General features: G+C 68.3%; 8 protein-coding genes. 3 read left to right on the forward strand and 5 right to left on the reverse strand.

The genetic code is table 11. From position 1 onward, the window contains the following. Positions 1–21: 21 nt before the first annotated feature. From DV20_RS41610 to DV20_RS41620, 3 genes are all read left to right on the forward strand, one after another. Entirely contained in the window at positions 22–684 is a 663-nt protein-coding gene (locus tag DV20_RS41610) for a vWA domain-containing protein (RefSeq protein ID WP_043789301.1), read from the forward strand. Continuing rightward, on the forward strand, positions 671–1,516 hold the full coding sequence (locus tag DV20_RS41615) for a hypothetical protein (RefSeq protein WP_051736349.1): 846 nt from the start codon (positions 671–673) through the stop codon (positions 1,514–1,516). The genes DV20_RS41610 and DV20_RS41615 overlap by 14 nt, the downstream gene beginning before the upstream one ends. 228 nt (positions 1,517–1,744) lie before the next feature. Further along, a complete protein-coding gene (locus DV20_RS41620; RefSeq protein ID WP_160169784.1) occupies positions 1,745–2,419 on the forward strand; it encodes an SWIM zinc finger family protein in 675 nt (224 codons plus the stop codon). Between the two features lie 182 nt (positions 2,420–2,601). On the opposite strand, the gene drmC is transcribed toward DV20_RS41620, so the two are convergent. Genes drmC through drmD form a run of 5 tightly spaced genes read right to left on the reverse strand, consistent with a single transcriptional unit; the run spans position 2,602 to position 16,099 of the window. Next, entirely contained in the window at positions 2,602–3,327 is a 726-nt protein-coding gene (gene drmC / locus DV20_RS41625) for a DISARM system phospholipase D-like protein DrmC (protein ID WP_051736350.1), read from the reverse strand. Beyond that, positions 3,302–5,338: a DUF1998 domain-containing protein gene (gene drmB, locus DV20_RS41630; RefSeq protein ID WP_043789306.1), complete on the reverse strand. Its 2,037-nt coding sequence runs from the start codon at positions 5,336–5,338 to the stop codon at positions 3,302–3,304. The genes drmC and drmB overlap by 26 nt, the downstream gene beginning before the upstream one ends. Continuing rightward, on the reverse strand, positions 5,338–9,009 hold the full coding sequence (gene drmA / locus DV20_RS41635; protein ID WP_043789309.1) for a DISARM system helicase DrmA: 3,672 nt from the start codon (positions 9,007–9,009) through the stop codon (positions 5,338–5,340). Before drmA ends, drmB begins: the two co-directional genes overlap by 1 nt. Continuing rightward, on the reverse strand, positions 9,006–12,866 hold the full coding sequence (locus DV20_RS41640; RefSeq protein ID WP_235191161.1) for a DUF4192 domain-containing protein: 3,861 nt from the start codon (positions 12,864–12,866) through the stop codon (positions 9,006–9,008). The genes drmA and DV20_RS41640 overlap by 4 nt, the downstream gene beginning before the upstream one ends. A 53-nt stretch (positions 12,867–12,919) precedes the next feature. After that, positions 12,920–16,099 (reverse strand): DISARM system SNF2-like helicase DrmD, encoded by a 3,180-nt coding sequence (gene drmD / locus DV20_RS41645; protein WP_043789313.1) that lies wholly within the window; start codon positions 16,097–16,099, stop codon positions 12,920–12,922. Positions 16,100–16,127: the final 28 nt, after the last annotated feature.

Here is a 16,127-nt window from a genome sequence, read left to right on the forward strand (position 1 = left end):
AGGGGTGAAGGAGAAACGAGTATGGGGTCCGACGTGTTGCCGTGTTACGTGGCCTGCGACGTCTCGCTGTCGATGACCGACCACATGGACGAGCTGAACACGGGGCTGCGCGAGTTCCGCGGCGCGGTCCACGCGGACCCGTCGGTGGCCGGCCGCGTGTTCTGCAGCGTGGTGGGCTTCGGCGAGCATCCGCAGGTCATCCAGTCGTTGCTGCCGATGGACGACCTGGCCGAGCTGCCCGAACCGGGCCCGTGCGCGGGCACGAACTTCGGCCCGCTGTTCACGTTCCTCAGGTCAGCGATCGACCGCGATGTTTCCGCATTGAAGCGCCACCGCTTGGTCGTCCACCGCCCCCTGGTGTTCTTCCTGTCCGACGGCCAGCCGACGGACCCGGTGACCTGGCCGTCCGCGTTCGCCTCGCTGGCGAACCCGGCCTGGCCGTTCTGCCCCCGGGTGGTGACGTTCGGCCTGGGCGACGCGGACCAGGAGGCGCTGGGCCGCATCGGAACGTTCCGCACGTACCTGGGCCGCGACGGCGTCCGGATGGGGACGGCGCTGATCGCCTCGGTGATGCACGTTCTGTCCACTTCCCGTCCACCGGCCGACCGCACCCTGTCGGCACGGGGGCTCGCGAAGGGGTTGCCATGGAAACGCACTGAAGGAGAAGCCGGTGGACCGCGCTGAGCTGGTTCGGGAGCTGAAGGCGTTGCGCAAGGGCCGGGCCTTGACGGGCCGCGTCGAGGACCGGGTGGGCCCGGCGCTCCGGTCGGCGTGCCACGTGTCGGAGTCGGACGGAATGGTGACGATCCGGGCAAAGGTGACGGACAGGCTGTCCGAGCTGGCGGCCCACCTCCCGGAGGACCTGCGGGAGGTGGCCCTGGCGGCCTTCGCGATAACGCCGGAGGCCCGCCACCCCCTGTACCAGGACCGCGTCAAGTGGGCGGCCCTTCGCGCCGACCGTGATCCACGGACGGTCCGCCGCCGCGTCGACGAGGCGATCGAGCTGCTGGCGGAGCTGGCACTACCGGCCGCGGCATCGGGCAGCTGGCACGTCACGTCGTTGACACTGGCACTGGTCCTCGACGAGCCGTGCGTGTTCGAGCAGCACCGGGTAGTGGCAGACCAGGACGGCTTCCGGTCGTTCGACCTGGCGGTCGGCGCTGCCGAGGGAATGGTGCTCTACGGAGGAACGCTCGCGAAGGGCACGGTGGAGCTGCCGGCCCCGCTGTCGCGCGGCGAATCGTGGGAGTTCGCGGCGGTGTTCCCGGTGGAGCCGCCGTCGCACCTGGTGTACGTCCCTCGGCACCGGTGCGAGGCGTTCAACCTGCGCCTCCGGTTCGGAAAGGAGGGACCACCGGAGGTGCTGGCGCTGGATGGCGCGTTCGAGAGGGACGTGTCGGACCCGCGGTACCGGGGCCGAACACTGCAGGTGGATGCGGCGGGGGAGGTCCACCTGCAGTTCCGCCACCTCACGCCGGGACTGGTGTACGGGGCCCGGTGGGCGGATCAGCCGTGAGCAGCGGCCGCCGTGTTTCCCCCCCCTCGGCACGCTGCCCCGACCGGTGGCGGGACCGTCTTGGCACAATGGTCGGTGATGGCATGATCCAGGTGAGCGAGAGTTTCCTGCGGAGCTGACTGACCCCAGCTCGTTCGAGTGTGGTGAGCAGTACTTCACGTCCGGCCGGGTGCGGCGTGTGCGGATCGACGGCCCACGGTGGACGGCACGTACGCCTACCGAGTCCGGTTGGAGATCCTCCGGAGTGGTCTGCGTGGCCAGTGCTCCTGCCCCTACGGCGCTGAAGGCGTGTTCTGCAAGCATTGCGCGGCAACCGCTCTCGCCTTGCTCGCCGAAGGCGGAAAGCCGGGTGAGCCACGCCGGGAACCGGTTTCCGACAGGCGGTTGCGGTCGTTCCTGCTGAAGTGCGACCAGACGTGGCTGGTGGACCAGCTGATGGCGGCGGCACGCTCGGACGCCATGGTGCGCGCCCGCCTGGACGTGGCAGCCGGCGCAGATCCCTCGGTGGCCTTCGACGATCGAGAGCTTCGGGAGCAGCTGGAAGGTGCCACCGAGATCGTCGACTACGTCGACTACGGCGATGCCTACGGCTACTTCCAGCACGTCGAAGCGGCCCTGGAAGCGGTGGCCCGCCTGATCGAGGGCGGCTTCCCCGACGCGGCGATCACACTGAGGGGGCAGCCGGGCAAGTCGACGACTCCGACGGCGGGCTCGGCGAGGCGATCGCGCATGCCGAGGAGATCCACCTGGAAGCCTGCAAAACCGGGACGCCTGACGTCGTCGCCCTGGCCGAGCGCCTGGTCGGCCGCGCGCTCGACAGCGAATACGAGGTGTTCCTCGAGGCACTTCCCGCTTACGCGGACGTGCTGGGGGATCGTGGGCTTGCCGAGGAGTGCGGCCTGAGCGGTCACCACGACGCCCCCAGTGATCTCGCGGCTGCTGTCACCGGGTTACGGGTCGCCTACGACCTCGCACGGTCGCCGGTGCACGAGGAGCGGGTGCTCGCCCTGCTGCTGTCGGACCTCGCGGCCGGAGCAGGGTCCGCGGGTCGGTAGGACGGAGAGGATTCTGCGTGGGCACGGCCGTCAACGCACGACCTCGTAGAGGGTGTCCTCGACATCATGCAGTTGCCGCTCCACAGCCTCCGTGAGGTTGCGATCGTCTAGCAGGACCCCGAACTCGACGTTGCCGTGCTCCGCGCTCCACGAGAAGTTCGCGCTGGACACCAGCAGGAACCGGTGGTCGACAGCGACGAACTTGGCGTGGTTGCGCACCACCGCGCCGCTGAACTCGACTGTTCGCAGGATCACGGCGGGAGCGAGGTGGGCCGCCACCTCGGCGGCGGTCGGCGCGCCCCGGCCGGAGGCCGACGCGTCGAGGTATACCCGGACCGCGACGCCGGGACGCTGCGTCGCTCGGCGCAGTGCCGCCCACAGACCGGAGGTCCGCTGGAAGTTGTACGTCGAGCACGTCACGGAATGACGGGCGGCTTCCACCAGATGCGGGGACGAAGCGGTGAGCGGCCCGACTCGGGCCAGGTGGCCTGGCATCGTCCACAGGGGCGTCGCCGCGGTCGGTGCCGACCGCGCGCCCTCGACAGCGCGCAGTACGGCGATTCGGGCAGGTGTGGACCCTTCCCGCAGCAACTCCCGAACACGTCCGCGCTGGCCCTGCGCGACGGCGCGCACAGCACTGGTCAGCGTGTCGCCCCGGGAGAGGCGGTCGGCGACCAGACCGGCCTCTGTACCCGTGAGCCGTTCTCCCAGCTCGCGGGCCGACGCCGGGTCAATCCACTCGGCCGAAGAACCCAAGACCGCTCCCGGGGAGGTCGACGAGGAATCGCCGGTCCAGGAACCGGTTGGCTCGTTCGCACGACGTTTCCGACGCCATCGCGCAGCAGTGACAGGCGGCGCCGTGCAGGAAGTCCTCCGCGTCCTGTGGAGTGCGCATGGCGCAGATCGGGTCGGAGGAGCAGCGCTGAGCCCGGTAGAGCGCTCCTGACACCACACGTTCCAGGCGCTCCGGCTCACTGAGCTGCACGAGTCCGCCGAGGGTTCCGTCGCTGTCGGAGGCTGTCGTGCAGATCAGCAGCCCGGCCGCCGCCGGGCGGCTGTCCGTCTCCGGCCAGGCGTAGAGACGTTCGGACAGGCTCGCGGCCGAGTAGCCGCATTTCATCGCCATCTCGCGGATCAGGACGTGGGCGAAGGTGTGCACGAGCCAGTAGCGCGGCGGTCGCAGGCGGGTGTCGGGGTCGACCACCTTCGCGGTCTCGGAGAAGCGGCGCTCGAAGTTGCGCCGGTGCGCCTCGCTGTGGGCGAGCCAGACCGGGTCGCGCTTGACCTTCGCCTCCCACTCGGCCACCGCGGACTCGTCGAACTGGAGGAACACACCCTCCCCCCGGTCTTCGGTGGCGACCGTCCACGCGGGCCGCTCCGCCCTGGTGAGTGGGACGAGCCGTCGCGAGAGGTCGCCGACGCGGTCCATGTCGTCGATGCGGGTGAAGCCGACGAGGGCGTTGACCTTGCGCAGGCGCTCGACCGCCAGCACCCGCGTGATTTGCGGACGCAGCGACGGGTCACGCTCGCGCCGGGACAGTGTCAGGCCGCTCGTTTCATCCTCGTGCCGCAACCCGAGAGGATCCTTGAGCAGGTACTGCCATTCCGGGACGAGGAGGTCCACCGGGTCCCAGTCCTCGCGCCACCGGTCCAGCTCCTCGTCGGACTCGCCAGGCGCCAGCGCGGCGGCGACCGCTTGGGCGAGCTTGTCGTCGGGAATCGTCGCGAGGTCTGGCGGACTGCCCGCCTTGCCTTCGAGCACGTCGCGCAAGGTGTCCAGGTCGTCGGCGTACTTGGCGAGCCTGTCGCCGAGCACGGTGCGGATGCGGACGGCGAGGTCCCCCGTGGTCTCTTGCTGGGACTCCGGCATGACGATGATCGACTGCGTCGCCGGGAACCACAGGTTCGACGCGCCCACCAGCATCAGCCGCGTCTCGTTGCGGCAACCGTTCGGCTCGAACGCGTCCAGGTGCGGGTGACGACCTCGACAGCCGGGCAGCTTGGCGCGCCCCGCCTCGCCCTGGGCCTCGTTCATCGGTCGCCGCGCGCCGCACGACTCGCAGCCGATGACTGCGGACGCGCCCTTGCCCGCGGTGCGATCGACCATCTTCAGCGCGGGGAACTCCGCGTTCGGGCAGGGCGACCAGTGGTGGACCCACTCGTCGTAGGGGAACTCGTCGAGGTGGCCGTCTACGCAGGCGAGCAGGTACCGGGCCGGCACGGCCGTGCGCCGCACAGGCTTGCGGCTGCGGTTGCCCGCGCGTCCGGTGCACTTGGCGTGCTCGAAGCACGCGAGGTCAGCCCGGAACGGGTGGGTGTTGGTGTAGGCGAACTGCGACAGGCTGCCGAGCATGTCGCAACCCGTGCACCGCATCCACTGCGGGAAGACCCGCGCGGGTACGCCGAGGTCGTTGCCCTCGGTGGAAAAGCTGATCTTCTTGGCCTGGTTGGGGTGCGGGCGCAGCCGCACGTCCCTCGAGCGGAGCAGCTTCGCCACCACGTCGCGCAGGCGCGGTGCGCGGATCTCCGGGGGGTTGTCGCGCCGCCTCCAGATCCGGTCCCAGTCGTCCAAGCCGGTGGGCATGATCGTGAACTGCGGCAGGTCCATGATCGCGCCGGGGCCGTAGGTGTAGAGCAACGACGACGGGCGGCCGGAGCCGACCTTGGCGCGGTTGTACTTGGTCGCCTTCTCGGCCTCCTTCTCGGCGTCGCCCAACGGGTCGACGGCCGTCGCGGGGTCGTAGACGAACCTGGTGTCAGTGGTCATCAGGGCTCCGAGGGCGGTTGCCAGCGCGGCGCTCCGGGCGGCGCGATGTAGACGAGGTTCTCCTTCACGGGGCTCACCAGGAGGTTGATCTCCGGCTGCACCTCCCGCATCGAGTTGGCCACCACGAACGGCGGCGCGTCTCGCGAGCCGGTCCGGGACTTGGCGTTCTCCGCGCTCATCATCAACGCGTCGTGCCTGGTGTCGTCAGTGACCCGCTCGTAGACGAGGGCCTTGCGGTGGTCGGCCAGGAACCGGCGGCGCTTCTCCCAGTTGTCCAGCCGGTTGCGCAGCAGGTGGGACGTCCTCAGCGCGGTCTCCTCGTCCGCGGCCCGCAGCACCCGGTCCACCAAGGCGTCGATGATCTCGGCGACGACGTCCCGGCGTCTGCCGACAGCACCGGCGTTGTGCTCGGGGGAGAGCCCTTGCGCCTCAGCCGCCTGGAGGACGCGCACGGCGCTGACGAGGACACCGTCCAGGCCTCGGTCCAGGGAGGTCGCGGAGAACGGCGTGACCGACAAAGCCTCGACCTGGGCGTAGAACGTCTCGTGGTAGTGCCGGAACTGCTCGAAGTGGGCGAGGTCGCGCGGCCGGGCCCAGTTGCCCAGGGACACCACCAGACCGGGGCGAGCGGCGTCGCGCCCGACGCGGGACGACGCCTGGATGTACTCGGCGGTGTTCTTCGGCTGCCCTACCACCAGCATCAGCCCGAGCCTGGTCACGTCCACACCCACCTGCAGCATGGACGTCGCGAGCACCGCGTCGAACGGGCTGACCTCGCGGGTCGGCACGGGCTTCTTCGCTTCGCGCAGAGCCACGATCTCCCGCTTGCCCGCGGTGGAGTCGAACACGGTGGAGAAACCCACGGCCATCTGGTCCAAGGTGGCGGTGATGTCCGCGCTCGCCACCCGCGAGGTCAGCTCGGCGACGTGCAGCGCCCCGAAGTTGGTCCCGGACCGCCTCGGCAGCGCCGACCACGGACGGCCTTTCGACAGCGCCGTCTGGATGTCGTCTCCCATGTACCGCGCCATGCCGGCCAACTCGCGGGTCGCGCTGAAGTAGCCCACCAGCGACATGTACGGATCGGCGGCCTCGCCGGACCGGTCGATCAGCAACTGGCCCGCCGCCATCAGCACCTCGGCGACCCGGATCTCGGCGGTGGTGAGACGCACACCCGCGGTGGAGAGCCCGATGTACCGCCGCCCCGGGAACTCGGCGGAGATCTCCTCCTCCTTGGAGAAGAACGTCCGCCCCGCGTCGAGCACCTGCGGCGGGAAGATCGTCACGTCGCGCCCGTAGAGTGCTTTGACCTGGTCGGCGGCGTTGCGCGCGGTGGCGGTCGAGGCGACGAGCAGCGGGCGGACCGGTTGCCCTCCGGCCGTGCGCCACGTGCTCATGACGTCGATCGCGACCTCGAAGAGCCCGACCGTGGTGCCGAGCGCGCCGGTGATCAGGTGCAGCTCGTCCTGGATGATCAGGTCCGGCGGGCGGAGACGGTTCGCGGGGCGCACGGCCGCTGCCGGCAGACCATCCTTGGCGGGGTGTTTGTTGCCGTCCTTGATCTCGCAGTACTTGTAGTCGGGGTGCACCACCCCGTGCCGCTCGCACCGCCGCGAGACGTACCCGAACAGCGACGCCGCCTCGCCTTCCCGCGCCAGCCGTGCGAACTTGTCGACGGTCGCGATCACGAAGGACGGGGTCAGGCGGTAGATCTCCTCGTCCACCGTCAGCACCGGCAGACCCTCGGGCGAGTCGCCGCCTTCGGCGAAGGGGCAGTCGGCGAGGTCGTCGCCGCAATACACGTGCACCCGTCGCGTCTCGGCCCTGGCCACGACGTCCTTGGACGAGATCTTGGTTCCGCACCACGGGCAGCGCTGAATCTGCAACACCGTCAGCCGGTACCCGGCACCGGCGTTGTTGGCGCGGGTGAGCTGCTCCTCGGCTTCGTCGAACCGCTTCGGGCTGACGTCCGTCCCAACCCACAACCCGATCCGGAACGGCTCGGCGCCCCATGTGCCCACATCGGCGAGGCGGGCGACCTCCGCCGCGCAGACAAGGGCCGTAGCGCGCTGGAACTGCTGCGCGGTGAGCAGCCGCAGCGTGTAGCGCATCAGGACCGCCACGCCGGAGTTGCCGTCCAACGGCCCGTCCGGAGTGGACACCACGCCCTGCCGGCGGCGGATCGCGAACGTGTATGCGGCCAGCCCCAGGTACGCCTCGGTCTTGCCACCACCGGTCGGGAAGAACAGCAACTGCGCCTTCGGGTCACGGCCGGAGCGGCGCTCGGCGGCGGGGTCGCTGAGCATCGGCAACTGCATCAACACGAACGCGAGCTGGAATGTCCGCCAGGAGTGTGCCTTCGGGCCTTCCGCGAGCACAGCGGCCCGTGCCTGCTCGATCGTCTCCCTCGGGTTCTTAGCCCGCCGTTGCGCGACCTGCGACTGGATTCGCTGATCGGCCATGACCTGGTTCATGAACCGGAAGCAGCGCAGCGCCTCCTCGTCGGAGAGCAAGTGCTCCAGCCCGGCGGCGAGCTGTGCCTGTACCTGCCGCGCCTCCTCGACCAGTTCGATCCCGTCCTCGCGCAGGTGCTCCGGCAGTGCTTTCGCGCGGGTAAGTTCACCGTCGAGCCAAGTCGCATAGCCGCTGACGATGGGCCTCAGCCCGGCGCGCAACTCGTCCTCGGTCGCGGTGCTCAACGCGCGCATGTCCAGCAGGGCCGACTCGATCTCCTCGGCGGTGGTCTGCGGCGTCTCGGCGGTCGGTAGCCAGGTCGTCCACACAGCGCTCGCCCGCCTGCTCTCAACGGACGATGCCCAGTCCACGGAGCAGGTGCGGCCGATCGCGAACTCCAACCGGTCGCGGTACTGGAGGTTGAGCCTTCGAAGTTCGTCGTCGCTTTCCTCGCGGGTGTCGGTGAGCCGGTCCGTCACCGGCAGGAACACCTCCGCACCACCCGCGTCGACACGCACCTTCGTCTGGTACAGCCAGGCGTTGACCGGGATCTTGCGCGGCGCCACCCGGTCGTTGCACAGCGCCACCTCGATGAGCCGCTTGCCGTCCGTGACGTCGTCGTACCGGTCGATGCGCAGCACCACGGTGTCGCGGAGGTGGATCGTCGTCGTCCGGGTGGGGTCGAGGTCCGCGACGACGACCTTCTTGACGAACTCGATCGGCGTGCGCTTGTACCGCCGGGCCTTGATCTCCTTGTCCTTCACCGGTTCGTACTGGCCCCACGAGGCGGTGACGGTGAACTCGGCGAGGTCGACGGGAATCTGGCAGCGCAGACCCATCGACGCCGGGATCATCAGACCGCGCTGCTGCGGGTGGTCCTCGACCTCGTCCTCGTCGGCGCCCGCGCCGCTCTCGTCCACGGCGGTCACCGGCACGCCCTGCACTTGCTCGGCGTCGAAGGCGTCGCCGACATCGGTGGCGGCTTCGTCCTCGTCGGCGTCCGCAGGGTCGTCACGGCCCGCCTTGAGCTTGAACGGCGCGATCCGGCCGACCAGGTACACCACGTCCGGCGGGCCGTCGAGCACCTCCTCCGGGCCGTTGGCAGGCCCGAGGAGTTCCCGTTTGAGGATGTCGACCAGGTTCTCCCGAACTATCAGCGACGTCCCATCCGGCTCTTGCGCCAACCGGTATTGCTGTTCTCGCTCGTGCGGCCCGGTCACTCGTCGTCCTTTACGTCCTCGGCGGAGGATGAGGCTTCGCCCTGAGCGGCGCGATGGTAATTCTCTTCAAGCAATCGGTACAGGATTTCATCACGCGACGCCGAGTCCACGGTGAAACGCATCAAGTTGTTACGGACATGGAAGTCATAGACAGGTTTGACGTCGGACCATCCGAACATCGAAAGCGTCTCGGAGTCCAATTCGATAAACAACTCACGCAGCGTCGAGATCGCCGAGTCGTGGTTCCCCTTATCATTGAATGAATTCATCACCGGCCTAAGCCCACCCATGGTTTGGCAATTTTTTTCTAGCGCCGCTTCAAACTCCTTTACTGCTTCGATATTCGAGCCGGCCAGAATCCATGGAAAGGTGTCCGTAAGTCGGCGAGGCGCATAGCTCGGGTCGTCCCGCGTTGTCGCACCGTAGCTAAGAGTCCAATGATAATGAAGGCTAGATGCAATCTGTGCGTACACCGACCAGTCGGAAGTCGGAAACACTACTACGCCCATGTCGACCCGCGAACTGGCCGGTATTCGCCGAGGCATCAACAAGTTGCTAGTGCGCGGAATTGCAATGGCGCTATCCGTTTCGCGTAACTCTCTATAGAGCGCATCTGCGGAACGCTCAAAGTCCCACCATCTATCACGCTTTCCCTTGGTTGTGGGTTTCTCGCGCCACAGTCGCTGAGTGCGCTCCAGGTGTTGCCATAGCGGTCCTGTCCGGCGAGCCTCATCTTCTGGCAAGCCGTGGAGGTCAATCAGGAACTCTTCGGGCGATTTCGGGTCGCCCATTGAGAGATCGACTGCACGGATATAGGGAATCAGCGATGACTGCAAATCCGGATATCTGGTGAGCCATTCACGTGCACGATCCGCTGGCACTCTAAACCCGTCACCATTCGGGTAAGTGCCCACGTAGGATCGAACAGGTCGCCCTACGGGTCGGACGGGATCACCTACCAACGGCTTGCGTCCATATGTGGCAGCGGACTTCGTTAGCCAAATTTTGATTACCGAAACGGAAGCGCCACTAGACCCCCAGTCGAAGGTGTTTGAGACTTCTGTCAAGGTCGCGCCGGATGCTAGGGCTTGATCGAGTCCGACCTCTTTTGTATGAGATTGAATGATCGATTTAGTTACAACAATTCCAATTCCACCATCGCCAGAAAGAAGCTCGAATTGTCGCAGAAGGAAGTACGCTGCCAGGTCGGCGTCGCCCGCAACCCCTTTCGCTAGAACGTTCCGAAGATAATCGCGATAGTTCTTTCCGTAGGCCGTTGTGATCTTTTTGCTGTGAAGAAATGCTGGGTTGCCCACCACTGCATCGAAGCCGCCGCGTGCCATCACATCCGGAACCATGACTGGCCAGTGCAACGGCTTCCAGCGGTCGTAGTCAGTGTGTTCGGTCGGTGTAAGACCAGCCTCCAGGACGCTATCGAGCATGGCACGGTCACCATCTGGTGCGTAGGCGTCACTGAGAGCTTGGCGCAGGTTCTCGTACTCGACGTTTAGTTTCTTGCCCGGTTTGCCGCCGTGCCGCAGTCCGGCCGCGATCACGGCGTCACCAATCTCGTTCAGGCGGGCGACCAGTTCCCGGTACTCGCCCCACTGGCGGCGCTTAGTGGTCACGGACCGCTGCGGGTCGACGTTGTCGACCTCGCTGGCCAGCTTCTCCCGCAAGCGCACCGCCCGGCTCAGGACACCGTCCACGGCGGGCTGGAACAACGGCATCTGGCGCACGGAGTCGGGGTCGATGTGCTGGAACTTCAACTGCTGCACGTCGGTGATCCCCAGCAGCGAATTTCCATGCAGGATCTTGTCGTCCACGAACGAGAACGGCAGCCTGGCGTCCAGCGACACCAGCCACAGCGAGAGCTTGCACATCTCCACGGCCATGCCGTTGATGTCCGCCCCGTACAGACAGTTGGCCACCACGGTTCGAATGGCGTGGGTCTGCTGGTCGTGCGGGGTGCCGATGGCGACGCCCTCACGCCGCCACGCCTCCACCAGCCGCGCCGCGAGGTATCGCGCTGCCGCCACGAGGAACGCGCCTGAGCCGCACGCGATGTCGGCGATCTTCAGGTCGAGGATGCGGTCCGACGACACCGGCACCCAGGCGTCCCGATCCGCCATCTGGTGCGGCCCCGGGTCGTAGACCAACGGCTCCAGCGCGTGCAGCACCACCTCCTCGGCCAACGACTTGGGCGTGTAGTGCGCTCCCGCGGAAGCGCGCGACGGTGTCTCCACCACCAGCACACCACCCGGCAGGACTACCAGCGGTCGGTTGCGCAGGTCCCGGCGGATGATCCCGACGAACGGCCGCAGCCGGCCGCGCAATTTCTCGTCCGTCGTGACCGCGCGCAGTGCCCGCTCCGCGTCCTCGACCTGCGAGCTCTCCCGAATCGCCTTGACCAGCGCGGCCTTGGACGGCGGGGTGGCGGCGGGCTGGTTCTCCTTCGCCCAAGCGAGCAGGGCTTCGGCAAGTGCCGTGTCGGTGTGTTTTGTCTCGGCCAGGGATTCCAGCACGGCCAACGGGATCTCGGGTTCCTCCCCCTCCTTCCCGATGAGGCCGACCATCACCTCGTCGACCTCGGCGCAGGAGTAGCCCAGCAGGCCTTCGTAGATGTAGCCGATCTGCTCCACGTCGATATCGCGGAACGAGATGCGCCGGGCGGGTTGCCCCTTGATCTTGGCGACCTGCACGGCCCGCAGCACTTCCAACATCACCCGGTCGGACACGGTGATCGCAAGCCCACCGGACCGGCCCCGCGCGGTTAGGAACGGGAAGCGGCCCGGGTCGAACAGCGAGCCGCCGTAGGACGGCAGACGGACATCCTCGAAGGAAGCACCCTGGTACAGCGCCAGGGAGGTGGCGAGCAGGCGGTGCCAGGTCAGGTAGGTGTTGTCGAGGGCCTCGGCACTCTCCTCGCGGACGCGGGTGTCGAGCGCGTCCAACTCCTCGCTGATCCCATAGCCGAGGGAGAACAGTTCGCCTTGGGGCAACAAGCCGCGTTCCTCGGCGAACAGCAGGAACACCACCCGCATCATCACAGTCACCGCCGCCTCGTACACCTGGCCCCGATCCTCGGGCAGCGGGTCGTCCTCGGCGCTCAACGCCGCCTCGGACAGGGCCTGCACGAGCAGCTCGACCGCGCGGCGCACCTGGGTGCCCAGGGCCTCGGTGATCTCCTCGGCGGCGGCGACCGACTCGCCGAACAGCTCGGTCAGCCGGTCCTCGGGCTTGCCGCCGACCAGTCTGCGGCGCTGGAGCAGCGCGATCACCGCGTCGCGCGTCTGGGCTTCCTCGATCCACGTCTGCGCGTCCACGATGCCCGAGGCGGCCATCGTCTCCCTGCGGGCACTGACGATCGCCCACCAGCGGCCGTCGGTGACCACACCGATGGGCACACCGGAGGAACGCAGCAGCTCTTCCATGCGATCGACCGGAGACGCGGCCCACCCGTCGTCCAGCGGATCGCGCAGCGACTCGACCGGGTCGACCACGAGCACCAGCGCGCCGACAGCCTCCTCGCGGACCAGCTCGCCGCCGGCGCGCACGGTCACGCTGTGGTCGGGGGAGCGCACCTCAGCGGTCGAGTCCGCCCGGTAGGACTCGCCCCAGCCGAACACGTCACGAAGGACGGTCTCCACCCAGACGTCGCGCTCTTTCCGGTACAGCTCCAACGTGGCCTGGTCGTCCCGCCGGACGTCCCAGTCCTCCCACGCCTTCTCGAACGCCGGCTTGGCGTCCTTCAAGGCCGCTACCGCACCCGCGTCCGGTCGTGGCATCCCCTGCGGCCAGACCCGTTTCAACGCGGGCAGCGCCAGGAAGGGTCCGTCGGTGTCGACCAGCTCCAACCACCGGCGGTGCAGGTCGGCTCCGTTGGGCGGCGACTTGCGAGCGGGGCGCGTCATGCCCGCACCAACCCGGTCTCGGCGTCCGCCGGGGTCAGCGCGAACACGACCGCGGCTGCGGAGACGTGCGGCCGGATGTCCCGGTAGCGCTCGTCGATCGAGGCGACCTCACGCCGTTCCTCCTCGTCCAAGCCCGCGAGCCGGTCCTCCATCGCGCGCAGGTCGCGGCGGCGCTGGGCTTGCTGGTCGTCGGTGAACAGCTTCTGCTCCTCGGCGCGGATCTCGCCCGCCAGTCGGTCGCGGGACTCCCGCAGGTTTTCCCGGAAGGCGGCGAAGATCTCGTGCACGCGGGCGATGTCGGAGCTCCGACGGCGTTCCAGGTCCTCGGTCACCCGGGTGTGCCGCGTCTCCGCCTTGCGCTTCATCGCGGCCTCCAACCGCGTGCGCAGCCGGGAACCCTCCGCGTTCCACATCTCGCTCAGCGCCGCGCGCACCTCTTCGCCGGCCAGCGAGAGGTCCTCGGCGTCCAGGGTGGCGTCGAGCACGTCCTCCACCTTCTGCTCGGCCATCGCGTTGCCGTGCATTCGGATGCCGGTCAGGAAGACCTCCTCGTGCAGCCGTAGCCCACCCCTGCCGACCAGGACCAGTCGGGACACCGCGGCCACGCACGACTCCGGCAGGTCCTCGGCGACGACCGCGGTCACGCGGTTTACCGGCGAGTCCACGCCGAACAGCGCGCTGCGCAGCACCCTCGTGGCGCGCTGCATGAGCCCGTGACCGAGGTGGACGTGCACCAGATTGGGCCTTCCCCGCGCGGCCGTGTCGTCGAACGTGATCGGACGGGGCTTGCCCGGCTCCAACCGGGTGTCCAGACCGCGCAGGGCGACCTGCCATGCCGCACCCAGGTTCGGCACCGTGAACACCGGAGCGTCGGTGTCCTCGGCGAAGGAGAAGTCCTCCATCAGGGGAGGCTGGGCGGTGAGGGTGAGAGCGGTGTCCACCACGCGGCGGGCGTTGGCGGGAGTCAGGTGCATCTCCGTCTTCCGAGCGTCGTACGTCCTGGAAAGCTCGGTGAGCCTGCGGTTGAGCTCCTGCCCGCCGGCAAGCGTGGAGTTGATGACGGCGTTGCCGTCGTCAGGGGCCGTGCGCCGCGCCTTGCGCCCGCCGGGCACAGGCGCGAAATGGTCCTGCACGACCTGGTTGACCGAGTCGAGGTCGGCGGCCACCGTCCCGATCTTGTTCACGACCCGCTCGACCAGGAACCGGGCATCCCGCGCGTACCTGCCGTCGGAGGTGTCGGGGACGAACTGGAAGATCTGTGGCGTCTCACGCTGCCCGTACCGGTCGATCCGGCCGATCCGCTGTTCGAGCCGGGACGGGTTGAACGGGATGTCGAAGTTGACCAGCCGGTGGCAGTGGTCCTGGAGGTCGATGCCCTCGCCCGCGGAGTCGGTCGCCACCAGCACGCGCACCGGGTGCTTCGACGGGTGGGCGGTGAACCGGGCGCGGATGAGCTCCCGCTCTTCGGTAGGCGTGGAGCCCTGGATCGTCGCCAGCACATCGCCGTAGCCGCGTTGGGTCAGCACGTCCGCGATCCACTCCAGGGTGACCGCGTACTCGGTGAACACCACCACCCGCTCGTTGGTCCACGTGCGGCCATCGGGGCGGCACACCGCGTCGAGGAAGCCGATCAGCGCCTCCAGCTTCGAATCCGGCCGCTTCTCGTACCGGCCACCCCAGGCGATCAGGGTCTCGACCTCCCGGCCGGTCGCGGCGACCAGCGGATCCGAGCGCTTGCTCTGCCGTAGAGCGGTGAACTCGGGGTGCTCGGCGTCGCCCTCCTCCTCGTCGGACTGTCCGCTGCCCAGCACCTCCGTGTAGTACTGGTCTTCGTCGTCGAAGTCGAGCTGACGCCCCGTGTCCGCAGCCTGTTCATACAGTTCCAGCGTGCGCGCGAAGGCCCAAGGGCTGGACAGGAAGCGCTTCTTTAGCAGCATCGCCACCAGCCCACCGGAATGCCCTCGGCCGTTCGCACGGGCGCTGTCGGCGAGGATGCGGTCCAGCAGGGCGAAGTGGCGCTCCTCCTGCTCGTCGAGGGTGAAGGGGATCTCCTTCAGCTCCCGGGCGCGGAACCCCTTCTCCGGCAGCTCTGACTTCAACCGGCGCACCGCGACCTCCCGCAGCGCACGCTTGTCCAGTGTCGCGCCCCGGGTGAACCGGCGGCCGTCGATCATCTCCATGAGCGCGGTGAACGACTCCGAGTAGCCGTTGTGCGGGGTCGCGCTGAGGAACAGGCGGTGCTCGCACTTCTCGGCCAGCGCTTTCGTCGCGATGGTGCGCTGGCTATCCACGGCGTAGCCCCGCCCTCCGGGGGCAGTGGTCGGGCTCGCGGGTGCGACGTGGTGCGCCTCGTCGACCACCAGCACGTCGAAGGCGAAGCGGCGCGCCGACCTGGTGTCCGACACATCGGCGAACACGTCGCGCAGCAGGCGCTGCGCCCGGAGGGTGGGCAACCACGACATGCTGACGATCACCCTGGGGAACAGCCGGAAGGGGTTGGCTGCCAACCCGTGGCTGCGCCGGACCCGCGCCATCAGGGCGCTGTTGACGATCACGAACTCCAGGCCGAACTTCTCCCGCATCTCGTCCTGCCACTTCAGCGCGAGACTGGGCGGGCAGACGATGACAACCGAACGCGCGCGGTGCCGAAGCAGCAGCTCCTGGACGACAAGCCCGGCCTCGATGGTCTTGCCCAGGCCGACGTCGTCGGCGAGTAGCAGATTCGTCCGCGACGACTGGAGTGCGCGTCGCAGCGGTTCGAGCTGGTACGCCTCCACGTTCGCGCCACTGCGGAACGGCGACTGGTAGGAATCCGCGTCGGCCGACGTCACGGCGCCCCAGCGGACGGCGTCCACGAAGGCTGCCAGCGTGGTCGGGTCGTCGAACCCGTCGGGGGTGATGGTCTCCGGCAGCCCCTGGTCCGGCGCGACGGTGTGCCCGACTTCCAGCTCCCACACCACGGTGAGCTCCTGCCCCAGGCGGTCCTCCTCCAACGACTGGAGGTTGACGGCGTGCGTGATGCCGGCGACCCCCTCGTCTGCAGGGCTGCGTGGCAGGCCCTGCCGACGGACCGACGCCACGGCCCACGTCGAACCTCGGACGTTGACGACCTGCCCAGGCTCGGGCACCGGCGGCAACGCCGCCGACCTGGGTGGATCGTCCGCCACGACCGTCACGTGGTTCCCCTCTCCGGAAGTCGCTCGA

This window comes from Amycolatopsis rifamycinica (assembly GCF_000695625.1).
Taxonomy (GTDB): domain Bacteria; phylum Actinomycetota; class Actinomycetes; order Mycobacteriales; family Pseudonocardiaceae; genus Amycolatopsis; species Amycolatopsis rifamycinica.